The 23,979-nt window shown below is 70.8% G+C and carries 17 protein-coding genes; 7 read left to right on the plus strand and 10 right to left on the minus strand.

The genetic code is table 11. The features are described from left to right. The first annotated feature begins 6 nt into the window (after window positions 1–6). The gene (locus tag ACIOC1_RS15465; RefSeq protein WP_401854589.1) at window positions 7–657 is read left to right on the plus strand and encodes a CatB-related O-acetyltransferase; all 651 of its coding nucleotides are present in this window, start codon (window positions 7–9) and stop codon (window positions 655–657) included. 278 nt (window positions 658–935) lie between these two features. Further along, complete coding sequence (locus ACIOC1_RS15470) at window positions 936–2,069, plus strand: phosphatase PAP2 family protein (protein WP_355335228.1); 1,134 nt, start codon at window positions 936–938, stop codon at window positions 2,067–2,069. Window positions 2,070–2,165: 96 nt separating this feature from the next. Here the strand turns inward: ACIOC1_RS15470 and ACIOC1_RS15475 are convergent, their stop codons facing one another. Continuing rightward, window positions 2,166–3,410 carry an MFS transporter gene (locus ACIOC1_RS15475; RefSeq protein ID WP_401307732.1) on the minus strand — a complete coding sequence of 415 codons (1,245 nt, stop codon included), beginning with the start codon at window positions 3,408–3,410 and terminating at the stop codon, window positions 2,166–2,168. Window positions 3,411–3,463: 53 nt separating this feature from the next. Here ACIOC1_RS15475 and ACIOC1_RS15480 point away from each other — a divergent pair, with 53 nt between their 5' ends. Then, entirely contained in the window at window positions 3,464–4,288 is an 825-nt protein-coding gene (locus ACIOC1_RS15480) for a helix-turn-helix domain-containing protein (protein ID WP_391048064.1), read from the plus strand. On the opposite strand, the gene ACIOC1_RS15485 is transcribed toward ACIOC1_RS15480, so the two are convergent. The 3 genes from ACIOC1_RS15485 to ACIOC1_RS15495 all read right to left on the minus strand — a co-directional run bounded on the left by ACIOC1_RS15485 (window position 4,241) and on the right by ACIOC1_RS15495 (window position 7,623). Continuing rightward, complete coding sequence (locus tag ACIOC1_RS15485; RefSeq protein ID WP_401854593.1) at window positions 4,241–5,770, minus strand: GDSL-type esterase/lipase family protein; 1,530 nt, start codon at window positions 5,768–5,770, stop codon at window positions 4,241–4,243. The genes ACIOC1_RS15480 and ACIOC1_RS15485 overlap by 48 nt on opposite strands. Before the next feature lie 139 nt (window positions 5,771–5,909). Further along, window positions 5,910–7,055 (minus strand): permease, encoded by a 1,146-nt coding sequence (locus ACIOC1_RS15490; protein WP_401854595.1) that lies wholly within the window; start codon window positions 7,053–7,055, stop codon window positions 5,910–5,912. Continuing rightward, window positions 6,955–7,623: an STAS domain-containing protein gene (locus ACIOC1_RS15495; protein WP_401720154.1), complete on the minus strand. Its 669-nt coding sequence runs from the start codon at window positions 7,621–7,623 to the stop codon at window positions 6,955–6,957. The genes ACIOC1_RS15490 and ACIOC1_RS15495 overlap by 101 nt, the downstream gene beginning before the upstream one ends. Window positions 7,624–7,753: 130 nt before the next feature. Between ACIOC1_RS15495 and ACIOC1_RS15500 the strand changes: the two genes are divergently transcribed. Beyond that, entirely contained in the window at window positions 7,754–8,140 is a 387-nt protein-coding gene (locus ACIOC1_RS15500) for a helix-turn-helix domain-containing protein (protein ID WP_355335244.1), read from the plus strand. Window positions 8,141–8,307: 167 nt separating this feature from the next. Beyond that, window positions 8,308–9,210: a zinc metalloprotease HtpX gene (gene htpX / locus ACIOC1_RS15505; RefSeq protein ID WP_401854902.1), complete on the plus strand. Its 903-nt coding sequence runs from the start codon at window positions 8,308–8,310 to the stop codon at window positions 9,208–9,210. Between the two features lie 177 nt (window positions 9,211–9,387). On the opposite strand, the gene ACIOC1_RS15510 is transcribed toward htpX, so the two are convergent. The 6 genes from ACIOC1_RS15510 to ACIOC1_RS15535 form a co-directional block, all read right to left on the minus strand. Further along, the gene (locus tag ACIOC1_RS15510) at window positions 9,388–15,108 is read right to left on the minus strand and encodes a family 78 glycoside hydrolase catalytic domain (RefSeq protein ID WP_401854598.1); all 5,721 of its coding nucleotides are present in this window, start codon (window positions 15,106–15,108) and stop codon (window positions 9,388–9,390) included. Window positions 15,109–15,459: 351 nt separating this feature from the next. Further along, window positions 15,460–16,827, minus strand: a complete 1,368-nt coding sequence (locus ACIOC1_RS15515; protein WP_401854600.1) for a sulfatase — start codon at window positions 16,825–16,827, stop codon at window positions 15,460–15,462. Further along, on the minus strand, window positions 16,824–18,314 hold the full coding sequence (locus tag ACIOC1_RS15520; RefSeq protein ID WP_401854603.1) for a sulfatase: 1,491 nt from the start codon (window positions 18,312–18,314) through the stop codon (window positions 16,824–16,826). The genes ACIOC1_RS15515 and ACIOC1_RS15520 overlap by 4 nt, the downstream gene beginning before the upstream one ends. After that, a complete protein-coding gene (locus ACIOC1_RS15525) occupies window positions 18,311–19,198 on the minus strand; it encodes a carbohydrate ABC transporter permease (protein WP_401854606.1) in 888 nt (295 codons plus the stop codon). Before ACIOC1_RS15525 ends, ACIOC1_RS15520 begins: the two co-directional genes overlap by 4 nt. A 14-nt stretch (window positions 19,199–19,212) precedes the next feature. After that, on the minus strand, window positions 19,213–20,220 hold the full coding sequence (locus ACIOC1_RS15530) for an ABC transporter permease subunit (RefSeq protein WP_391162796.1): 1,008 nt from the start codon (window positions 20,218–20,220) through the stop codon (window positions 19,213–19,215). Continuing rightward, complete coding sequence (locus ACIOC1_RS15535; protein WP_401720134.1) at window positions 20,217–21,533, minus strand: ABC transporter substrate-binding protein; 1,317 nt, start codon at window positions 21,531–21,533, stop codon at window positions 20,217–20,219. Before ACIOC1_RS15535 ends, ACIOC1_RS15530 begins: the two co-directional genes overlap by 4 nt. A gap of 246 nt (window positions 21,534–21,779) precedes the next feature. Here ACIOC1_RS15535 and ACIOC1_RS15540 point away from each other — a divergent pair, with 246 nt between their 5' ends. Together ACIOC1_RS15540 and ACIOC1_RS15545 are read left to right on the plus strand one after the other, a co-directional pair. After that, window positions 21,780–22,955, plus strand: a complete 1,176-nt coding sequence (locus ACIOC1_RS15540; protein ID WP_355335259.1) for a substrate-binding domain-containing protein — start codon at window positions 21,780–21,782, stop codon at window positions 22,953–22,955. 21 nt (window positions 22,956–22,976) lie between these two features. Beyond that, a complete protein-coding gene (locus tag ACIOC1_RS15545; protein ID WP_355335262.1) occupies window positions 22,977–23,966 on the plus strand; it encodes a Gfo/Idh/MocA family oxidoreductase in 990 nt (329 codons plus the stop codon). Window positions 23,967–23,979: the final 13 nt, after the last annotated feature.

A 23,979-nucleotide genomic window follows, 5' to 3' on the forward strand; every position in this document is an offset into this window, starting at 1 on the left:
TCCACGATGCCGCCCGTTCCCGCCGACCCCACCGTGCTCCATCCGATGCCCGAGCACCCCCGCGTGGTGCTGCTCAAGCCGTTGGTGAAGTCGCCGCTGATCGAGGTCGGCGACTTCTCCTACTACGACGATCCGGACGACCCGGCCGCGTTCGAGACGCGCAACGTTCTCTACCACTACGGTCCCGAGCGGCTCGTCATCGGCAAGTACTGCGCGCTGGGGACGGGCACCCGGTTCATCATGAACGGTGCCAACCACCGTATGGACGGCCCTTCCACCTTCCCGTTCCCCACCATGGGGGGCTCCTGGGCGGAGCACTTCGACCTGATCACCGACCTGCCCGGCCGGGGCGACACGGTCGTCGGCAACGACGTGTGGTTCGGGCACGGCGCCACGGTGATGCCCGGCGTACGCATCGGTCACGGCGCGATCGTCGCCGCCGGCTCCGTGGTCACCCGCGACGTCCCCGACTACGGCATCGTCGGCGGCAACCCGGCCCGGCTCATCCGCACCCGCTACGACGCCGCCGACATCGCCCGGCTCCTCGCCGTGGCGTGGTGGGACTGGCCGGTGCGGCACATCACCGGGCAGGTACGGACGATCATGTCGGGGACCGTCGCCGACCTGGAGGCCGCCGCGCCGACCGACCAGCCCTGACACCGCGCACACAGGTCACCTACGACGACGATCCGGCCGACCGTCCAGCAGCGGCAGGCCGATCCGGTCGGTGAGGGCATGCGAGGGCGTGCGAGGGCGCCATCAGGTATTCCCCGTGCTCGTCGAGGTCATCGATCTGGTAGAGCACCGGCGCGGCGGCCCGGCCGCGATACGTAGCCGCGCCGCGGCCTCACCCGGTGCCACTGAACCCGCCGACCGAGGGCAGACGAACTCGTACGCGTCACGTACGACGTCGCCACCGGGAGACAGGGGAGAACGTGTTCGGGAACGTCGCTCTGCCGATCGCGACCGTCAACCGGCCAGGGCCCGGCCGACTGGCCCGCGCGCTGCCCGAGGCGGCCCTGCTGGCGGCGGTGTACGCGGGCTACAAATACGGCCGCAAAATCGCCAACGGCCATACGGACGACGCGTTTCCCCACGCGCACTCGGTGTGGGGCCTGGAGCGCGCCCTGCACCTGCCGAGCGAACGGCTCGTCCAACGCGCCGCCATGCACTGGGAAACGGTGATCCACGCCGCGAACTACCTCTACGCGACGGTGCACTTCCCGGCGATGGCGCTCTTCCTCGGCTACATGTTCCTGCGCCGCCCGACGCATTACGTGTGGATCCGCCGCGCGATCGTCGTCCAGACCGCGCTGGCGCTCGTGGGCCACCTGCTCTACCCGCTCGCCCCGCCCCGGATGCTCACCGGCTCGGGCATGGTCGACACCGCGGCCCGCTACGGTCCCGCCGTCTACCACGGCACCCCGCAGAACCACTCCATGTCCAACCAGTTCGCGGCGATGCCGTCCCTGCACGTCGGCTGGGCCCTGGCCATCGCGGTCGGCATGATCGCCGCCCACCGCTCCAGGGCGCGCTGGCTGTGGTTGCTCCACCCCCTGATCACTCTCCTGGTGGTGGTCAGCACGGCCAACCACTACTGGCTCGACTGCGCGGTGGGCTGCGCTCTGCTGGGTCTGGCGATCCTGATCATCCCCTCGGCCACCCCGCGCCCGCGCGGAGTCGCGCTCCCCGCACCGGGTAGACGCCCCCGTATGACGCAGCCTGCCGACCACACGAGCCCTTCCCCGCTCTCCCCCGCCCCCTTCACGCCCGCCGCCGAGCCCGACCGCGGCACCCGCAGATGGGGCCAGCGCCTTTACGTGCTGGGCGCCCTCGTCTACGTCGCGGGAATCACCATCGCCCTCCTGACGGCCCACCCCACGGCCCGCGCCGCCGTGTGGACCGTCGCCTGGGCCGCCCTCGTCCTGGGCGCCGGAGGCGCGGGACTCCTCTGGATCCGCCGCCACAAGGCGACGAAAGCCCGGGCCGAAGCGCTCAGCGAACCGCCGGTGGAAGCACCGGCGGAGGCACGGACCGAACCGCGCACGGAAGTCCGCCACTTCGACTGAGCCCCGCGCGCCGCGCCGCTGACCCGCTTCCCCAGCGGTGCGGCGCGGTGCGGCTCCCTGCGGGGCAGAACAGCCGAACCCCGCTCCTGCGCTCGCCTACGCACGCTTGCGCAGGACCAGCCAGGAAGAGGCGAGGACCCCGGCCCCGGCCGCCGCGCCGAGGACGAGCAGCGTGGTCCGAGGGGTGAGGTATTGGAGCGCGATGCCGCCCGCCACCGCCGGTAGCGAGAGCCCGACGTAGCCGGCGAGGAAGAACCCGGAAAGGCTCTCGCCGAGCTTGTCGGGAGGCGAGAGGGCGACGACGCTGCCGAGGGTCCCCTTGTACAGGATCGCGGCCCCGGCGCCGATCACGCCGCCGCCGGCCAGGAACAGACCGAGGCTGGGAGTGGGCAGCCAGGCCGCCACGACGACCATCGCCAGGCCGGCGAGGTCGATCGGGACGCCGACGACGAGCAGTCGCCTGACCGGCCACGTGCCCGTGGCGACCAGGGCCACGATGCCGACGGCGCACGCGATGAAGATCGCCAGCCCCGCCATCGCCAGTGACGTGTCGCCGATCACCGTGGCCAGGAACGTCCCGGCCAGGCCCAGGAAGATGGCGACTCCGGCGTAGGCCACGAACACCTCGACCAGCAGCCCGAAGTACCGGGGCCTGGCATGGATCGGGACCGAGACCCGCTGGGGGCGGTACGGCGGCAGGGGGCGCGGCCGGTGGCGGGTCTCGGGTGACGCGATCAGGGCGATCGCCCCGACGACCAGAGCGGCGAGCAGCACCAGGTAGGGCAGGACGAGCGGGTGCGGCGCGTACTGGGCCAGCAGGCCCGCGCACAGTCCGCCGAGGCCGAGCCCGCCGAAGTTGGCGCCCGCGGCGGCCAGTTGGGGTCGCCGGACGGTCTCGGTCCCGGGGCGGTGTCCCGTGTGCAATTCGTTGAGGTAGGCGGTGGCGGTGGAGACGGTGAGACCCACGGCCACCCCGGTCAGGACGCGCGCGACGAACAGCCCGGCCAGGCCGGGCCAGAAGATGAACACCACCGCGCTGACGCTCGACAGGCACACGGCGGCGAGCAGGTGGACGCGGCGGCCGTGGACGTCGGAGAGGTGACTGGCGAGGGACAGGCTCGCGACCACGCCCACCGCGTAGGCGGCGAACACGATCGTCACCATCAGCGACGAGAAGTGATCCCGGTCGGCGTAGAGCACGTAGAGCGGGCTCGGCGCGGTGGAGAAGGCGAGCACCGCCAGGAAGACCCAGGTCGCGGCCCAGAAGCCGAAATGGTGATGGCGCGGAGAGGGCACCGGTCGTAGTGAGGCGACGGGTTGCCCGGTGGTGGAAACGGTCATGAGTCCAAGATCGTCATTCCCCGCCCGACCTACCACCGGTATAGTGCCAGGTGATGCCGGAAAGTAGCCACATCGTCGACAACGCGCTGGAGATGGGCAGCCTGCCGCTCCTGCACGGCGACCGTGTCCCGTCGCACCGCCACGGGCAGGGCCATCTCGTGTACCCCGCCACCGGTGTGCTGTCGGTCACGACCAGGGAAGGCACCTGGATCGCACCCGCGACCCGGCTGGCCTGGACGCCCGGCGGCTTCGAGCACCATCACCGGGCCTACGGGTTCACCGACATGCGGGTCATCTTCCTCCCGGCCGCCCTCGCCGCCCGCCTCCCGGACCGCCCCGCGGTGTTCGCCGTCTCGGCCCTGGTCCGCGAGGTCCTGCTCGCCCTGACCGACGACACCGACACGCCCCGGTCACCGACGGCCCTCGACCGGCTGCGCGCCGTCGTCATCGACGAGCTCGTGCCCGCCTCCGAGGAACCGTTGCACCTGCCCGAGCCACGTGACGACCGGCTCCGCGCGCTCAGCCGCCTCCTGCACGACGACCCCGCCGACAACGCCACCTTGACCGAACTCGGCACGCGGGTCGGCGCCGGCCAACGGACCCTGACCCGGCTCTTCCACGACGAGCTCGGCATGAGCTTCCGGCAGTGGCGTACCCAACTGCGCCTCCACCACGCCCTCACCCTCCTCGCCGCTGGACACACGGTCACCCACACCGCGGCGGCGTGCGGATGGGCCAACCCGACCAGCTTCATCGAGGCGTTCACCGCCGCCCTCGGAGCGACCCCCGCCCGCTACCGCCACGATCCCGACGCCCGGCGGCCGATCGCCTCACCGCACCGGAGCCGAGGGCGAGGAACTGTCCGTGGTACCGGGTGACGTGCCGTCCGTGGGCGCGTCGCTCGGTGTATTGCGGAGCTCGGCGAGTGCCTGCTGGTCGGCGAGGGCGATGGCCAGTTCACCGGCGGCGGTGGGGTGCAGCGGAGCCTGGTCGGCGGCGTTCTGGACGAAGGGCTGCTCGCTGCACAGCCGGTGGCCTTCGAAGTCCGGCTGGGCGGTGGCGAAGTGGAAGGCGTCCGCGCCCTGCTGGAGCACGGCGTTGAGGTTGGCCAGGCGGGATTTGAGGACCTTCACCTTCGCCTCGGTGAGGCCGTCCTTTTCGAGGCACCTGATGTCGGCGCCGAAGGGCTCGTAGTACTGGTTGATGAGCACGTCGGGGTGGTGAGGGAGGTCGGAGAGCTGCTGGAGCAGATCGAGGTAGTTCTGCGAGAACGTCGAGAGCTGCTCCTTGAAGTACGCCGTGGACGCCTTGTCGTCGCAGACGGGCGCTTTGGCGCACAGGCCCGTCAGCACGGCCCAGTTCATGTCGTTGGCCCCGACGCTGACGATGATCACCGACGCGCTCGACGCGCGCTGCGCCACCGCGAGCTGCGGCGGTACGGCCTGGTCGCCGCGGAGCTGTACGCCGAGGAGGCCGTCGGTCACGGTCGCGCCCTGGCAGGCGAGGTTCAGCACGTTCCAGTCGTTGACCCGGCCGAGAACGGCGGCGAACGCGTCGGAACTGCGCCCGCAGGTCTTGTCCAGCGCGCTGGGGTCCTCGACCGGCTGGTTGCCGATTCCCGCGGCGGTGGAGTCGCCCAGCACCACGGCGTGCACGCCGGTCAGCTGCGGTCCCTTGGCCGGGGCGACCGGCTCCGTCGGCGCGCGCCCCACCAGGTCGTCGAGCGTACGCACCTGCCGGAGCGCCTGAGGAGTGCCGGACGCCATGAGGTACACGCCGAGCGCGTTGACGGCGCTCACGGTCAGGACGCACACACCGACCATCGTCAGCGTGGTACGGCGCGGGGCGCGCCGGATTCCGGCCACGGCCACCGCGACGACGGCCGCGCAGCCGGCCGCGATGAGGAGCTCCCAGACGCAGTAGCGGATCCACCCGGCGGCCAGCTGCCGGCTGAGGGTCAGCTGGAGTGTGTCGTGGTCGTCGGACCGGACGATCTGGTTGACCTGCGAGTTGATGCTGATGTCCGCGAGCTTCAGGCGCGGCCGGATCGGTCCCTGGAAGTGCGGCTCGGTCGCCAGCGCTTCTCCGAACAGGTCGAGTTCGCCGGGTCCTGACAGGCTGAGGTCGGGCGCGACGGCGCCCACTTCGACGGTCTGGCCCGCCGCGGTGACGGACTGCATCGGGGTGAGACGTACCGCCAGCCAGATGGACGCGACGCAGACCGCGAGCAGCGCGACGACGGCCAGGAGGCTGTTCCGGCCGCGCCGGAGCCAGCGGCCTTTCGCGCTGCCGCGCCGGGGGCGGGCCACCGCCTCGTCGTCCCGGCGTTCTTGGAGGATCGGCAGTTCTGCTTTCGGCATGTCCCTCGCTCTCCGGCGGCGCCGGCCACTGATCGCACATCATCCGTTATATGGACGATACGACGTCCACCGCGCGGGATGTCGCGTCGGTGGGTCTGCGGAGGGTGATCCGTTCCGCCGTCAGCGGGCCGATTCGGCGTCAGCGGGCTGGTCCGCCGTCGTGTCCCCGGACGCCGCCCTGACCGTCCGGGCCCTCGGGCGCCCCTCCCATCATGCGGAGCATGGGGATTCCGCCGGTCCGCCAGAAGCGGATCACCAGCGCGGCGCCGACCAGGAGGAAGACGATGTTGAGCCAGGTCGTGTAGTCCCAGGAGATCCCGGCGGTGGGAATCCTCGCGTCGGCCTGATCGGGAATCAGGCCGAGCCCGCCGAAGACGAACTCGACGGCGTATCCGGCGACGACCATGGCCGCGTAGAAGGCGCCGAGCAGGTACAGCGCCATGCGGGCGCCGTAGTACCGGCGGTAGATGTTCAGGACGGGCAGGATCAGCAGGTCGGCGAAGAGGAAGGCCACGACCCCGCCGAAGCTGACGCCGCCCTTCCACAGCACCACCGCCAGCGGCACGTTCCCGATCGAGCAGACGAAGGACAGCAACGCCACCACGGGACCGATCAGCGGGCCCCACAGCTTGGACGCCAGCGGGTGGCCGTCGAAGAAGAACGCGCCCCAGAAGGCGTCGGGTACCCAGGCCGCGACGGCCCCCGCGACGAACAGACCGATCGCCAGGTCGCGCGCGATCGCCGCCCATTCCATGACGAAGACGTGCGCCACGGAGGTGAGGCCCGCGCCGGACAGCAGCCGCCGGGCGAAGGAGCCCTGCCGCCGCACGGACATGTCCATCGCCGCGTGCCCCTCCATCGAACCCGCCAGCCCGCGCCCGGCCTGTTCACGGGCCTGCCGCACCAGCGGCTCGCGCAGGGTGAGCCGGAAGACGACCGCGAGTACCAGGATCATGACCGGGCCGCCGGTGAATTCGGCGGCGGTGAACTGCCAGCCCATCAAGAGGGCGAGGATCACGCCGAGCTCGACCACCAGATTCGTGGAGGCGATCTCGAAGGCCATGGCCGCGGTGAAGTCCGCGCCCTTGCGGAAGAGCGAGCGTGCCAGCGCGACGGCCGCGTACGAACACGACGACGATGCCGCCCCGAGCGCCGAGGCCCGCAGGAGCGTACGCGGCCGGTCGTCACCGAGCAGTCGTACGACCGTGGACTTGCGCACGACCGCCTGGACCACCGCGGACAACGCGAATCCCAGGATCAGCGCCCACGTGATCTCCCACGTCATCGACCCGGTGATGGACAACGCGTGCAGGAGTGGGTGCATGGCCCCCATCCTCGTGGGTGGGGGCCTGCCATCCGGGCAATGACGTCTCCGCCCGCGTCATACGGAGCGGCCTTTCGCCGGCGGAACGGACCGCTTCCGGCGGGCGGCCCGGATCCGGCGGCGGCCCCTCGCCCTCGGCGTAGTCGAAGAGCCCGTCGGCGCCGGTCAGGCCCAGCACCCGCTGGACGGCCGGGCTGACGGCGGTCAGCCGGAGTACCGCTCCGGTGCACTCGGCCACGCGCCGGGCCCGGAGCAGCGCGTTGAGCCCGCCGCAGTCGAAGAAGGCGACGCCGCTCAGTTCCAGGCTCAGGCTGTCGCTCTCGCACAGCAGATGGTCGATGAGGACGCGGGCGAAGGTGTCCGCGCCGGTGAAGTCGATCTCGCCGCTGACAGTGACGACCGTGTGGCCGGCGCGCTGGCTCACCCGTACGGCCAGGGCGTCGGTCGGATGGGTGATCATCCGGGAGGTGTGGACCGCCGCGCCTGCGTCGTCGTCGTGCGCGGAGAGTCCGCGATCCCATTCGGACATGTCGAGGGCCCTCGCCTTCCCGATCCGGTGGCCACACCAAGTTTGTGGGCGGGCAGCAGAGGCGTCAAGCAAAACGTGAATCTGTGTTCATGCTTTGCGGATCGTGAATCGGAGATCCTACGATAGGGCGATGGACGATTCTGAGCCGCGCCCCGCCACCGGATGGACGTTCCTGACCAATCACGCACGTGTCCTGGCCGTCATCGCCCGCGACCCCGGGAGCCGGGTGCGGGACATAGCGGCGCGCTGCCTGCTCACCGAGCGCGCCGTACAGAAGATCATCGCCGACCTGGAGAGCGAGGGGTATCTCACGCACACCCGGGTCGGACGCTCCAACCTCTACGAGATCCCGGCCGGCACGGTGTTGCGCCACCCCGCCGACATGGGCCCGACCGTCGCGGACCTGCTGTCGATCCTCACCGTCCACCGGAACGGTTCCGAGCCCGGGCCCGCAGCCAAGCCCGAGCCCGCAGCCGGGTCCGAGTCCGCAGCCGGGTCCGGGTCCGGAGCGCGCTGACCTGCGCCGACGGGCACCCCCCGGGGCCGGGGCCCGGCTGCCCGGCACCGTCTCGCGGGCGACCTCGCGGAGCATACTGGGAGGTAGTGGACCACGGCGGCCGACCGCCGCACACGGCGGGTCGGCGGGCCGGGTCCGGCCCGCTTGAGATGAGGTGGTGAGCGGTGGTGCGCTCCCGGTTCGCGCCCGACTGGCGGCTCACGGTCCGCATGGTGACGGTGATGTTCCTGCTGGGCCTGGTGTTCGTGGCCTTCATCGCCGTGCTGGTCGCGCTGCTGAAGTCCGTGGTGGTCGTGGTGGTCATCGCGGCCGGCGTGCTGGCGGCGCAGTACTGGTTCTCCGACCGGATCGCGCTGTTCGCGATGCGGGCCCATGAGGTCACCCCGCAGGAGCAGCCCGAACTGCACGGCGCGGTCGACCGGCTGTGCGCCCTGGCCGACATGCCGAAGCCGCTGGTGGCCGTCTCCGAGATGGACCTGCCGAACGCCTTCGCCACCGGCCGCAACGCCGACCACGCCGTGATCTGCGTGACGACCGGCCTGCTGCGGCGCCTGGAACCGGGCGAGCTGGACGGCGTGCTCGCCCACGAGCTGTCCCACGTCGCCCACCGGGATGTCGCGGTGATCACCATCGCCTCCTTCCTTGGTGTGCTCGCGGGGCTGCTGGTGCGCTTCGTCTTCTACTCGGAACTGTTCGGGCGGGGCCGCCGCGACCAGAACACCGCGGCGCTGCTCGCGATGATCATGGCGGTGTCCGTGGTCGTGTACGGGCTGAGCTTCCTGCTGATCCGGGCGCTGTCCCGGTACCGCGAGCTGGCGGCCGACCGCAGCGCGGCCGAACTGACCGGACGCCCCTCCGAACTGGCGTCCGCGCTGGTCAAGGTGAGCGGCACCATCGCCCGTATCCCCACCGAGGACCTGCGCACCGTCCGGGCCTTCAACGCCTTCTTCTTCACCCCGGCCCTGAAGGAGGGCTCGGCCCTCGCCTCGGTCTTCTCCACCCACCCCAGCCTGGAACGCCGCCTGGACGCCCTGGCGAAGCTCTCCACCGAGATGGGCCTGCGCGCCTGAGCGGTCGGCGCCGCCCGTCGAGGTCGTCGGGATGAGCTGGCGCCCTGACGCCTGGCCTGGGGTCGGACCGGCGCACAAGAGTGCCCCGCGCCGACGGCCGGTGCCAGAGCTGAGGTGGCGGGCCGTGGGCGCGGGGCGGTCTTCATGGGGGTTGGTCGGCCGGTGGCCGACGGCGGGTCAGCGCACGCGGATGTGCGTCTGGGTGGAGGAGCCCTCGATCGACGAGTTGCCGACGTAGACCACCTTCAGGGTGCGCAGGCCCCGGGTGGTCATCTTCAGCGAAGCCGAGGCGGTGCCTCGGGCCGTGAGTTTGAGGGTCTTGACCCGGCGCCCGTTCTCGTAGACCACTACGTTCCCGCCGGGCGTGCCCGCCGTGGACGAGACCGTGACCTTGAGCGTCACCGACTGGTTCTTCTTCAGCGATGTCGCGGAGAGCCCGACGGCGACCCGCGACTTCGCCGCGGTGACCTTGGCGGTCTGCGGCGAGGTCGACGACGCGGATGCCTTGCCCGACTTGGACGCGGTCACCGTCACCGACAGCCGGTGCCCGATGTCGGCCTTGACCGGCCGGTAGGCCGACGCGGTCGCGCCGCCGATCAGCCGGCCGTCGCGCCGCCACTGGTAGCGGAAGGACAGGCCCGTGGTGTTCCACGAACCGGTGGTCGCGGTCAGCGCCGAACCGTACTTCGGCGTCCCGCCGATCTGGGGCGCGACCAGGGCCTTGATGGTGTCCACGTCCGCCAGGTCGACCACCACCGAGTGCACCGGCTCAGGGTTGCCGGCCACATCGGTGGAGAAGAAGTCGACCGTGTGCCGGCCGAATCCCTTGACCGAGGGGGTCTCCCCGGCCAGCACCTTCCAGGCGCTCCCGTCGATCCGGTAGGTCGTCGACGCGACGCCGCTGAGCGCGTCCTGGGCGGTGAGGCCGACCGTGGCCCGGTCCGCCTCCGCCGTCCCGGACTTGCGGGTCACCGCGACCTTGGTGACGGGAGCGGTCCCGTCGATCCACACCGACGCCGTCCGCTGACCGGTGGAGTTGCCGGCCGCGTCCTTCGCCCGGTAGGAGACCGCGTGCTTGCCGTCCCCGCTGACCAGGACGGGAGCGACGTACGCCTGCCAGCCGGCGGACCCGCCGACCTCGACCGTGGGAGCGGCGTCCCGGTTGTCGACGGCGGTGACGGCCACCGAGGCGTCGCCCCGGTACCAGCCGTTGTCGCCGGGCGCGGCGGCACTGGTCACCGTCGCGGAGGCCAGCGGAGCCAGGCTGTCGGCGGGCACCGGCAGCACCCAGCTGTCGGCGATCGACGGGTCGAAGTAGCCCGAGGCGTCGAGCGGGAACTCGTACTTGATGCGTACGGTGCCGTCGTTGGCGAGCGCGGCGGGGGTGTCGATGACCGTCTGGTAGGTCTTCGTGCCCATACCGGTCTCGGTGCGCTTGAGCGTGTACGTCTTCACCAGGGTGTCGTTGACGTAGATGTTGTACTTCTTCGTCCTGGCGCCGTCGAACGTCTCCCGGTTGCGGAGCATGAACGGCTTGCCCGGCGTCACGTGCGCCACGGCCGAGTACCACGAGCCCGGGTTGGCCGAGTTCGCGTAGCGTCGGTCGAAACCGGCTTCGGTGTTCGTCCCGCTGGCCGGTGCGGCCATGATCGCGTGGGCCTTCTCCGAGGCCGCGTTGCCGAAGTCGATGTAGTCGAGGACTTCCTGGGTCGGCGGCGCCGGGAGGTTGACCGTGATCTTCGCGGCCTTGTCGGCGAGCGTCACACCCTGGTCTACGAAGTCGACCTCGGCGGCCTGGTCACCCGCGACGGTCTCCAGTCCGGGGAACAGCGGCAGGACGACGGTCTTGGTCGCCCCGGGCTCGATCGTGACCCGGTCGGAGGCGGGCGGGGTCTTCCACCCGTCCGGCACGGCCGCCGTGAGCTGGCCCGACACCGCCGAGCCGCCGTTGTTCCTGACCGTCGCGGTCAGGGTCGCCTTCTCGTCCGAGCCGTCGACCGGACCGGCCGACGTCACGGTGGTGATCTCGACGCCCGACGTCACCGAGACCCACGGCGTCGAGTCGTTCAGGGTGAAGGTGCCGTACTGGCTGGTGAAGGTCAGCTTGACCGACGCGTTGTACGTGCCGGGCTTCTGGTGCTTCGGCACGCGGACCGTGAACGGCAGTTGGACGCGGTCGCCCGCTCCCAGCGTGTCCTTGGCCGAAGCGGTGGGGTCGACATTCCAGTCGTCGACCGTCACGACGGCCTTCAGGTCGCGGATCGCGGCCGTACCGGCGTTCGCGATCTCGACCGTTCCGGGGATGTTCGCGCCGGGGCCGCCGGGCTCGGCGACGGGCGGGACGACCACCGAGATTCCGAGATTCGCGGCGACCGCCTTGCCGAACAGCGCCTCGATCGCGTCCAGGCGCGCCGTCAGGTCGTTCTTGACCGGTCCGTCGACCGACGAGCCGGCCAGCCAGGTCCTGAGGGTACGGATCGGCGCGACGCCCTCGCTCAGACGCTGCGACGCCTGACCGGAGTCGCCCGCGACGTCCGCCGCGACGGCGTCCTCGACCTTGCCGCTCGCGGTGTCGAGCGCGGCGCCGACACGGGCGCGGTCGTCCGCGCCGAGGTCGCCCGCCGCCGCCAGGTCACCGGCGTGCGCGTCGGTCTTGTGGATCTCGGTGACGATGTCGCCGAACAGGGCGCGCTTGGCGTCGGAGTGGATCGCGTACGCACCCGAGCCGACGGTGAAGGTGACGACGCCGTCGGCCACCGAGACGTCGCTGACGCCCTCGGCCTTCGTGATCGGCGTGCCGCCCTCGGTCACGGCCTCGATGTTGCGGGCCGGGACGCTGACGCGCGAGGTCGTGTTGACCGGGACCGTGATGTCCAGGGACATTCCCTGGTCGGTCTTCTTCCAGCTCGACCCGATCGTGCCGTACACGGACTCGTAGGTGCCCTGACCGCTGGTCAGGTCGCCGCCCACGGCCGGGGCGATCCTCGACTCCTTGTAACCGGCCTTGAGCGCCGAGATGCCGCCGATGTTCTGGTACATCCAGTCACCGACCGCGCCGTAGGCGTAGTGGTTGAAGGAGTTCATGCTGACATCGCCGAAGCTGCCGTCGGGGTTGATGGAGTTCCAGCGCTCCCACATCGTGGTGGCGCCGTGCTCGATCTCGTAGCCCCACGACGGGTAGTCCTTCTTCAGGATCATCGTGTAGGCCAGGTCGGAGCGCCCGATGCTGGTGAGCGCGGGGAGCAGCCACGGCGTTCCGAGGAAGCCGGTCGTGAGGTGGTAGTCGGTGGTCTTGAGCTTGGCGACGAACTTCTCGGCGACCTTCGCGCGCAGCGCGGGATCGGTCACGAGGCTCATGCCGAGCGCCATGGCGTACGCCGTCTGGCTGCCGCCCTGGACGGTGCCGTCGGCCGCCACGAGCTTCGCGGTGAACGCGGCGCGCACATCGGCGGACAGCTTGGCGTAGGTCGCCGCGTCGGCGTCCTCACCGATCGCCTTGGCCATCTCCGAGAGCATGCGCGCGTCTTCGGCGTAGTACGCGGTGCCGAGGACGTCCGTGCCGGTGTTGTCGTCGAGGTTGAGCCAGTCGTTCCAGTTGCCGCGCGCCGAGTCGATGAGGTCGTCGCCCGCGCCCTTCTTCACGAAGCCCAGGAACTTCGCCATCGAGGCGTAGTTGGCCCGCACGATGGCGTTGTCGCCCTGCGCGTGCCACACCGCGTACGGCACCGTGACGGCCGAGTCGGACCAGCCGAGGCCGCTGCCGAGGTCGATCGTCGGCACCGACGGCGCGATGCCCGGGTAGTTGCCGTCGCTGTAGGCGGAGTCCCGCAGGTCGGTCGTCCACTTGTTGAGGAAGGCGCGGGTGTCGCGCAGATAACTCGCGGTCGGCGCGAAGACGTTGATGTCTCCGGTCCAGCCGAGGCGCTCGTCACGGGCCGGGGTGTCGGTCGGGATCGACAGGAAGTTGCCGCGCTGTCCCCACGAGATGTTGCTCTGGAGCTGGTTGAGCATCGCGTTGGAGGTCGTCAGCGTTCCGGTCGCCTTGAGGTCGGAGCCCCAGACGACGCCGGTGACGTCGCCGAGCGCGGGTGCGCTCTTGATGTGGGAGATCTCGAGGTAGCGGTAGCCGTGCTGGGTGAACTTCGGTTCGTAGACGACCGTGCCGGTCGCGCTGAACGTGTAGTAGTCGGTGACCTTCGCCGCGCGGAGGTTGGCGGTGTAGAGGCTCCCGTCCTTGTTCAGGACCTCGCCGTAGCGGATCTTGACGGTCTGTCCCGCGACACCCTGGAGGCGCATCCGGGCGACGCCGACCATGTTCTGGCCGAGGTCGTAGATGTACGTGTCGGCGGCGGGACTGGTCCGCGTCAGCGCCGGAAGCTCGCCGGTCACGCGCACGGGCTCATCGGGCTGGGCCACGAGCTTGGCGGTGTCGGAGGCGCCGATCGTGACGGGGTTCCACGCCGCGTCGTCGTAGTCGGGGCGGTCCCAGCCGGGCTGTTCGGCCCGCGCGTCGTACGTCTCGCCGTCGATGTTGTCGGCGGCCGCGTAGGGACCCGAGTGGCTCTTCCACGTGCTGTCGGTCTTGACGATCTGGTGCGTTCCGTCGGTGTAGTCGATGCGCACCTGCGCGATCAGGCCGACGGAGTTGCCGAACATGCCGGGGCCCCACATGCCGACCTTGCCGGCCCACCAGCCGTCACCGAGCTCCGCGCCGATCGCGTTCCGGCCGTTGCCGACCTGGTCGGTGATGTCATAGGTCTGGTACTGGACGCGCTTGCGGTAGTCGGTGTCGCCGGGGGCCAGGAACTGGTCGCCGACCTTCTTGCCGTTGAGCTCCAGCTCGTAGGTGCCGTGCGCCGAGGCGTACACCCGGGCCCGCGCGACCGTCTTGCCGGGTTCGGTGGTGAACTCCTTGCGCAGCAGCGGCAGATTGCTGTCGCTGGTCCGCAGGATCACGTCGAGCTTCTTCTCCACGAGCAGCCCGTCCGGCGTCAGGGCGCCGCCGGTGAACGGGTTCTCGGTCCCGGAGAAGTCGGTCCGGAACAGTACGTCACCGGCCTTCGAGGTGACCTTGACGGCGTGGATGTGCGCGGCCTCCGGTCCCTCGTTGGCGAGGTCCTGGCGGAAACCGATGAAGCCCTTGGCGAAGGTGGTGTCGGTCCGGCTGTCGATCTGGGCGCCGTCGAGCTTCGTGGTGATCGTCGGGCCGTCCACGGTGAGCGACAGGCGGTGCGTGCCGGTGAGCAGTTGGGCGGACGTCAGCGTCGTGATCGGGATGTTCCCGAGCAGGGAGAAGCCGCCGTTGACCTTCTTGTGCGGCCGGAACTTCGGGACTCCGGTCCCGTCCGCGGTGCTGATCTGCCACATGTACGCGTTGCCGGTGTCCGACGCGCGCAGGTAGACGCCCAGCGCCAGGTTGTCGAGGGTGAAGTCGATGTCCGTGGTGTAGTCGTTCCACTTGTCGATCTCACCGCCGGCGGACTTGCCGATCCAGTCGCCGGTCCACTCGGCCGCGTCGAGGATGCCGGTCTCGAACCAGCCGGGAGCGCTCCAGTCGCTGGCCCGGCCGTCTCCGTCCCAGACCCTGGCCTGCCAGTAGTAGCGGGTCTGCGAGGTCAGCTTCGGCCCGCCGTACCGCACATCGAGCTGGTCGCTCGACGCGACCTTCCCCGAGGACCACACGTCGTCGGCGGCAGCGCTGGTGCCGACCCGGACCTCGTACGCCGTCTGCACCACGCCACGGGCGCTCGACGTCGACTTCCAACTGAACGTCGGGGCGTCGCCCGCGATGCCGAGCGGGTTGGTCCGGGCATTCGTCTGAAGAGCGCCGACCGTGAGGCCGTTCCCCTGCGCCGCGGCGGCCGCCGGGTCGGCGGCCAGGAAGGCGACGGCAAGCATGACGAGCGCCGCGAGCAGAGCGATCAGGCGTCGCCCTCCGGACGCGGCGGGTGGAGCGGGAAGTCCGGCAACTGGTCTGGCAGGCGTCATGTCGACGGGCCTTTCGTGGCAAGTTCGTGGCAAGAGAAAGCCCTCGCGGCTCTCGCCACGAGGTGAAACGTTCCAAAAATGATGTGACGGCTGTCTCATGTCAAGAGTTTGGACAAGATCAGCACGCGCTTGACCGTGCCAAGGTGCGCGACCGCACCACCTGACACACGTTCATCGCCGATTGAAACGACACACAATTGAGCTGGACCAGCGGCGCGAGGCGTTTCCCGGAGGGCCGGCGGCGGATCGGGGCGCGAGGTCTCAGTAGGGAATCGCGAAGACGCGGTCGCGGGTCCGGCTCGCGACGCCGTCGGGGAGGACGAGGCGTTTGAGGAAGTCCGTGTCCCCGGTGTCCAGGCACCATTGGAGCAGCGTCGCGCGCAGCCGTTCGCGCAGGGCGTCGTGGCTCTCCTCCACCGCCAGGTTCCGGGTCTCGCCCGGATCGGCGCGCAGATCGTGGAGTTGTTCGCGCCAGCGGCCCCAGCTGTAGACCGTGTATTTGTGGCGTGCGGTGATCAGTGAGCGCCCGCGCGTCAGGGGCGGGTCCGGACGTTCGAAGAGGGTCTCGACCACGATGTGGTCGTGGCCGCAGGGTGCTTCGGGGGCGGCCAGGAGGTTCCTGCCACGCAGTCCGGGCGGGGCCGGGACGCCCGCGGCGGCGCACAGGGTGGGCAGCAGGTCCAGGCCGACGGAGACCAGCGCGTCGCTCACGCCGCCGCTGCCGCGACCGCCCGGCGGCCGGATGACGAGCGGGACCCTGACGGCTTCCTCGAAGAGCGCGGTCTTCTGGTTCCACGCGTGGGCCGCGTCGCCGTCGCCGTGGTCGCTGGTGAACACCACCAGGGTGTCGTCGGCCGCGCCCGTGGAGTGTAGCGCGTCGAGCACGGTGCCCAGTGCCGCGTCGGCCCGTTCGACCAGGCGGGCGTAGGTGTGACGGTACCGCCGCCAGTCGTCGGGGGTGTAGCCGGCGGTCCCGTACACCGCGGCCTGGACGGCCTGTTCGTGCCGGACGGCCTCGGGTTCGTAGGGATGCCGGCCGAAGTTCGACGGGAGCGGCGGGGCTCGGCGTACCGGAACCGCGGGCACGTCCCCGTACGGCATGGGCTGGTCCCTGGCGTACTCGCAGACGGTGTGCGGATCGTCGAAGGAGGCGACCAGGGCGAAGGGCCGGTCGCCGGGCACGCGGGAGGTGAGCCAGCGCGCGCAGGCGTCGGCCAGACCGGCGTCGCCGAAGGGGCGCAGCACGGTGAAGCCGTCCTCGGGCGTCGCGCTCGCAGTCCGCGCGTGCCGCTTGCCCGCGTAGAGGGTGTCGTAACCGGCGGCCCTGAGCAGGTGGCCGAGGCTGTCGGGACGACGGCCCGGATCGCTGCCGGGGGCGGAGGAGGCCGGGGCATTGCCGTTGACGCCCAGTTCGTGCGGGTACCGCCCGGTCAGCAGGCTGCCGCGCGCCGGGACGCACAGCGGGAAGGTGGTGTAGGCACGGTCGAAACGGGTGCCCTGCGCGGCGAGGCGGTCCACGTGCGGTGTCGCGACATGACCGGCGCCTGCGCAGCCGAGCATGTGGGCCGCGTGCTGGTCGGTCAGCAGCACGAGGATGTTGGGGCGTTCTGCCCCGGCGGGGGCCTTCATCGCGCGGCGCCACGGGACGCCTGACCGGGGTCCTCCGTCTGCTTCCGCGCTCGCGCCGTCCACGCCGCCAGGGCCGACCGGCCCGGCCACGGATCGCCGGTGCGGTCCAGTTCGCCGGTCAGCGCCGCCGCGAGGGCGACCGCCTGGGCGGACCGGTCCGCGACGACGTCCGTGCGCTCGTAGGGGTCCGCCGCGAGGTCGAACAGCCGTACCGCGACCGTGCCTTCGGGTGCGTACGCGGCCACCAGCTTGTGCGTGCGGGTGCGCAGGCCGCGGATGTCGGGGTCGCCGGGTCCGGCCGCGGGTCCCAGATACAGCGCGGCCCCTGGCCGTACGGCGCCCCGGTCGCCGGGCGGTGCGAGCAGCGCCCCGGACAGGTCGCGCCCCTGCGTGCCCTCGACGATCGCGTCCGCCACGCCGAGCAGGCCCAGAACGGTGGGCGCGACATCGGGCGAACTCAGCAGCAGGTCGTCCCGGCCGGGCGGGACGTGGCCGGGCCGGGAGACCAGGAACGGCACGCGCATCGACTCCTCGTAGGGCACGTTCTTGTACATCAGACCGTGGCTGCCCAGTTGCATGCCGTGGTCCGAGGTGAACACCACGAATGTGTCGCCGGTCAGCCGGTGCTCGTCCAGGGCGGCGAGCACCCGGCCGATCTGGTGGTCCACGCCGGTGACCGCGGCGTAGTAGGAGGGCGCGGCGCGTGCGGCCTCGGCGGCCTCCGGACGGTCCCAGTCGACGTTCGGCCGGGTCAGCAGTTCCCGCGCTGACCGTGTCGAGTAGCCGTCCAGGTACCGCTGCGGCACCTGGTCGAAGGGCTGGTGCGGCGGGTTGTAGGACAGCACGAGGGCGAACGGCGTGCCGCCGCGGTGGTAGTCGCGTGCCGCGCCGTCGAGGAAGGACAGGGCGACATCGGTCTCGTGCTCGGCCGACCACTGGTCGACCCTGACCGGGGCCTCGCGGGGCGCGTCGCCGGTCCAGTAATGGGGCCGGGCGTGGTCGTCGCAGCAGCCGTGGGAGTACCAGAAGCCGAAGCCGTGCCTGCGGTCGGGCGCGGTGTACGCGTCCCAGACCCGGCCGTCCTCGCGGACGCCTTCCCCGGCCGCCGCGTCCGCCGGCACCGGGGCCTCCAGATGCCACTTGCCGATGTAGCCGAGCGCGTACCCCTCGTCGGCGAGGACGTCCGACCAGCACCGTGTTTCCGGCCGCAGCCCCACGCCGAGTTCGGCGGTCGCGGAGTTGACGTTGAGGTGGACGCCGTTGCCGTACGGGTAGCGTCCGGTCATCAGCATCGCCCGACAGGGGCTGCACACCGGGTAGTTGCTCACCGCCTGCGTCAGCACCCTGGATTTTTCGGCCAGTTCGTCGAGGGCCGGGGTGCGGACCGGGTCCTCGCCCAGGAAGCCGAGGCAGCCGGCCCGCCACTGGTCGGCGATCACCAGGACGAGATTGGGGCGCCGTACGGAACCGTCCTCCCCCGGTGTCATTTGCCCATCCCCAGGGTGAGACCCTCGGTGAGCCGCCGTCCCAGCCAGATGTAGACGACCAGCATGGGCAGGACGACGATGCACAGCCCGGCGAACAGGCCGCCCCAGTCGGCGCCGCTGTACGTCTGCTGCTGCACGAAGGAGATCAGCGCGATCGGCAGCGTGTAGTTGTCGGTGGACTGGAGCAGGGTCAGGGCGAGCAGCGTCTCGTTCCAGTGCGCGATGACCTGGAGAACGAACGCGGTGACGATGCCGCCGCGGGCGACGGGCAGCATGATCCGCCAGAAGGTGGCGGCCGGGGAGACCCCGTCCAGGGCCGCGGCCTCCTCCAACTCCTTCGGCAGCGAACGGAAGAAGCCGGTCAGCAGGAAGACGGTGAAGGGCAGCGAGACGCCGATGTAGACCAGATTGAGGCCGAGCAGGCTGTCGGTGAGGTAGACGCGGTTGAGCATGACGAACAGCGGGATGAGGATCACCTGCACCGGCACACCGAGGCCGAGCACGAAGAACAGCGTGAGTCCGCGGCTCAGTCGGGTGTCCTGCCGGGACAGGTAGTACCCGGCGGGCGCGGCGACGGCGACGGTCAGCACCGAGGAGATCCCGGTGACCACCACCGAGTTGAACGCCGCCCGCCCGAATCCGCTGACCGTCCAGGCGTGCACGAGATTGTGCGCGGACAGCGAGTGCGGCAGACCCCACGGCGAGGAGAGGATGGACCGGGTGTCGCGGAACGACTGGAGCACCAACCAGACCAGTCCGGCGACGTTGGCGGCGACGAACAGCCAGGTCACCGCCACGCCCGCGGTGCGCAGCGGACTGCGTCCGCCGAGCGGTGTCCGGCCGCGCGGCCCGGCCGGCCGTCTGACCTGCAAGAGGGAACTCATGGGGTACGCGCCTTTCAGAACTCGACGGCTTCCCTGCGCATCAGGCGCCGCAACAGCACGACGAGCACGGTGACCAGCAGGAGCGAGAGGATCGCCGACGCCGTGGCCGCCCCGTAGGAGGGCACCGAGTCGCCGGAGAAGGCGGTGGCGTAGGTGTAGACGGCGGAGGTCCAGGTCTTGGTGGGCGGGATGCCGTTGCCGCTGCTGCCGCCGAAGATCCAGACGATCTCGAAGATCTTCACCGAGGAGATCGTCCACAGGACCGCGCAGACTCCGAAGACGTCCCAGGTCAGCGGGAGGACGACGTAGCGGAGCCGCTGGAGGGCGCCGGCGCCGGCCAGCGCGCAGTCCTCGTAGTAACTGACCGGGATGCGGTCGACACCGGCCATCAGGATGGTGGTGAAGTAACCGGTCGTCATCCAGGTCATCGTGACCATGATGAGCGGGAACATGTTGTCCTGGGACAGCCACTGCGGCGGGGAGTGGATGCCGAGGTGGGCGAGCAGGGAGTTGGCCAGGCCGTCGGGGTTGAAGATGAATCCGACCAGGACTCCGTAGACCAGGGCGTTGACCAGGTGCGGGAAGAAGATGATCGACCGGACGACCTTGCGGCCCGCCATGTCCCGCAGGATCAGGGTCAGGGCGAAGCTGATCGCGAAGACCGCGATGCCGACGAGGAAGAGCAGCTTGAGGGTGTTGCCGAGCGACTCCATGAACAGGTCGTCGTGGAGGAGCCGGGTGTAGTTGCGCAGTCCCGCCCAGGTCATGGGCCCGGAGCCGGCCCAGTTGTGCAGGCTGATCCAGACCGCGCCGCCGATCGGCGCCACGAAGACCACGGTGTAGAGCAGCAGGGCCGGGCCGACGAACGGCACGAAGAGCCGGCGTCGCTGCCGGGCGAGCGTTCCGCCCGCCGCGGTGCCGCCCGGACGCGCCCGCTCGGGCCGCACCGGTCCTGGCTCCTGGCCGGTCGCGGAGTCGGCGGCCGGGCCGGTGTCGGGACCGGCCGGTGCGGTCCTGATCACTGCGGCTGGTCCTTCCAGTACGTGGCCTGGGCCCCCTGCATCTGGTGCACGAACTCCTCGGCGGAGATCTTGCCGAAGAAGAGTTCGTCGTCCTTGGCCCAGAACAGCTTCTCGTTGTAGCCGGGGAAGGCCACGCCGTCGTTCTGCTGGTGGAAGGAGTCCGCCTGGTCCAGTGCCTTCTTCACGTCGGCCATCTCGGGCGAGGTGGCCGCGTCCGCGCGGACCGGGATGACCTTGGCCTGCCGGCCCATCGCGTCCTGGTACTTCTTGCCGAGCAGGAAGGCGGCGAACCGCTGCGCGTCCTTGGCGTCGTCGGCCTTCTTCGGTACGGCGAAGCCCACGAAGTCGGCGCGCATGCTGGAGTGACCGGCGGCGGTGACCGGGAAGGGGAAGGCCGCGTACGCGAAGCCCTTGGCCGCGTAGGTGGCGGATTCGGTGGGCAGCCACGAGCCGTTGAACATCAGCTCGGCCTTGCCGTTCGCCCACTTCTGCTGCTCGGCGGGCCACTTGCTCGCCTTGTAGCCGTCGATCAGGTAGCCGCCGCGGACGAGTTGCTCGACCTTCTTGGCGGCGTCCAGCACGGCCGGGTCGAGCCACGCCTTGCCGGTCCGGTCGGAGGCGACCTTCTTGAGCCCGCCGGGTCCGAGGTTGCGGACGATCAGGGTGGACAGGAACGCGGCGTTGTAGCCGGTCACGTCGCCGTCCGCGGCGAGCGGGGTCCGGCCGTCCTTCTTGATCCGGTCGAGCAGGGCGATGAACTCGTCCCAGGTGCGGGGCGGGTCGCGTCTCAGCTCGGGGTGGGCCGCGGCGTCGTACCAGACGGCGTCGGAGGTGATGCTGTACGGCACCATCCAGGGCCGGCCCGCCGCGTCGTCGATGTCGATGGTCTTGAGGTACTTGGCCGGGATCAGCTTGCCCGCGGTGGAGCCGTCGACCTCGGTGTCGAAGGCCGAGGTCAGGCCGAGCGACTGCTGGGTGGCCACCAGCGCGGGGACGAGCTTCACATAGGGACCGTCGACCAGGTCGGGCACATTGTTGGTGTTCAGCGCGGGCACCAGCTTCTGCAGGTTGTTCCGCCCCTGCCACTGGACCTTGACCTTGATCCCGGTCTGCTTCTCGAAGTCGGTGACGGCCAGGGCGAGCACCTTCTGCTGCGGCTCGCCCTCCTTCCACATCGACCAGTAGGTGAACTGCCGGGACGAGCCCGACGAGGAGGTGGCGCCCGAGCACGCCGTCGCGGCGCACAGGAGGACGCCCACGGCGCCCAGCGCGACCGGGAGCTGCCAGCGATGACCTGAGATATGCGTGCCCATACTTCCCGCCTCTGGATGAGGGCAGTGGATGACTGCTCTGTGCGGCCCACTGTCACGAGCGCGGAAGAGAGCATTCAAGACGTATTGCGTCCCGAATCCGCTTGGTAGTCGGCGGATGCTCCGCCGTCACCGGAGAAGTCCGCCGGTCCGTCATGAAGCCGTCCCTGATTAGTCCTTTATTGCTCTCCTGCCGGGCGCGACAATCGGAGCGGACCACGCTCGGCGACACTCCAGCAGAGGGACGACATGGCCGATTCATCCCGTTCCGGTGGCAGCCGCCGCAGGACCGGCTCGGTGCGGGACACCGCCGCGCGCAACCTCAAGTTCCAGTCGCTCGCGGCGGAACTGCGCCGCGGCATCCTGGCCGGCGACTGGCCCACCGGCGCGAAGCTGCCGACCGAGAGCGGGCTGTCCCAGGAGACCGGCCTGTCGCTGACCACGGTGCGGCGCGCCTTCGACCTGCTGGTCGAAGAGGGTCTGGTGGTACGACGGCAGGGCTCGGGCAGCTTCGTGGCGAGTCCCCGGCAGCAGGCGCCGCGCACCCGGCGGACCGTGGGCGTGCTCGTCCCCGACACCAAGCTGTACTACCCCCGGGTGCTCCAGGGCATCGAGGAGGCGCTGTCCGCGGCCGGTGTCGGCCTGCAACTCGCCACGTACCACTACGACCGCGCCGAGGAGGACCGCGACCTGGACTTCCTGCTGGAGTCCGGCGTCGACGGGCTGCTGCTGGTGCCCACCTTGACCGGGATCGAGGACCCCGGGGTCCGGGCCGGTGAGCTGATGTCGCTGCCGGTGCCCGCGGTCCTGCTGGAGCGGCGGCTCATCGACGCGGGTCCCGGTGACCGTACCGAGCACGTCTGCTCCGACCATCTGGGCGGCGCGTACGACGCGGTGCTGCATCTGCACCGGCTGGGGCACGAGCGGATCGCGCTGATCACCCGCAGCCGCAATCCGACCGGGGTCGCCGTCGCGCTGGGGTTCCGGCGGGCGATGGACGACCTCGGGCTGTCGGGGAGCTTCCGCCACGAAGCCGAGAAGGCGCAGTGGACCGCCGCGCTGGCGGACCGGATGATCGCCGACCTGATGGAGTCCAGGACGACCGCGGCCCTGGTCTTCGGCGACCGGGAGGCGATTTTGCTGGAGGCCGCCGCCCGACGTCACGGCACGCAGATCCCGGGGCAGTTGGCCCTGGTCTCGTACGACGACGAGACCGCGGACATAGCGGAGGTGCCGCTCACCGCGGTCTCCCCGCCGAAGTACCGGGTCGGCCGGATGGCGGCCGAGGTGCTGCTGCGCCGGCTCTCCGAGGGCGACGCCTGTCCCCTGCACCAAGTGCTGCTCCGCCCGCGGATCGTCGTGCGCGCCTCCTGCGGGGCCGCCGCGCTCCGCGCGGAGCCGCGACCGCTCCCCGAGATGTCCTGAATCCCACCGACAAGGAGTTCCATGCGTATCGGACTGATCGGCGCGGGCGCGGTCGCGGACCTGCACGCCCTGGCCGCGGACCGGATCGCGGACACCCGCCTGACGGCTGTCTGTGACCTGGAGGAATCGGCGGCCCGCCGGGTCGCCGCGCCGCACGGGGCCGCGACCTTCACCGACTACCGCGACCTGCTCGCCTGCCGCTCGGTCGACGCGGTCATCGTCAACACCCCGCACGCGCTCCACAGCCGGATGGTCCTGGACGCCGCCGCGCACGGCCTGCATGTGCTGGTGGAGAAGCCGATGGCCACCACCCTCGACGACTGCGACGCGATGGCCGCGGCCTGCGCGCAGGCCGGGGTCACCCTGGCAGTCGGGCACATCCAGCACTTCCTGCCCGACAAGTGCGCCGCCGAGCGGGCGATCGCCGACGGTGTGCTGGGCGCGCCGCTGGCCGTGCACGACTACCGCAGCACGGACTACCGGCCCGGCACCCGCTCCCCCTGGTTCTTCTCCCGTGAACTGGCGGGCGGCGGCGCGCTGATGAACATCGGCGCCCACTGCCTGGACCGGTCGGTCTGGCTGGGCGGCGCGCCCGCGGTCTCGCTGACCGCCGCCGTCACCGAGCGGTTCGGCGCGCCCGTCGAGACCGACGGCACCGTCGCGCTGCGGCTCGCCAACGGCGGGCTGGCCGGTGTCTCGGTGATCTCCGACCCGCCCCACAAGGTCGACGAGCTGACCGTGGTGTGCGAACGCGGTTCGGTGGTCGCCGACCCGCGGGCGGGAACGTTTCTGCGCATCGACGGCCGCACCCGGCAGATCCACACCCCAAGTGGTACCGACATCCCGGACGCCTTCCGCGAGCAGCTCGCCGACTTCGTCGCGGCCGTCGGCGGCGCCGCCCCCCGGGTCACCCCGGAACACGGCCGCCACATCGTGGAACTCGTCCTGGCGTCGTACGCCTCGGCCGCGACCGGAGAGCCGGTCGGAGTGGGCGCCGCGCAGAGCGTCTGACGCCGACGCCCGG

This window comes from Streptomyces sp. NPDC088197 (genome assembly GCF_044741185.1).
Classification (GTDB): domain Bacteria; phylum Actinomycetota; class Actinomycetes; order Streptomycetales; family Streptomycetaceae; genus Actinacidiphila.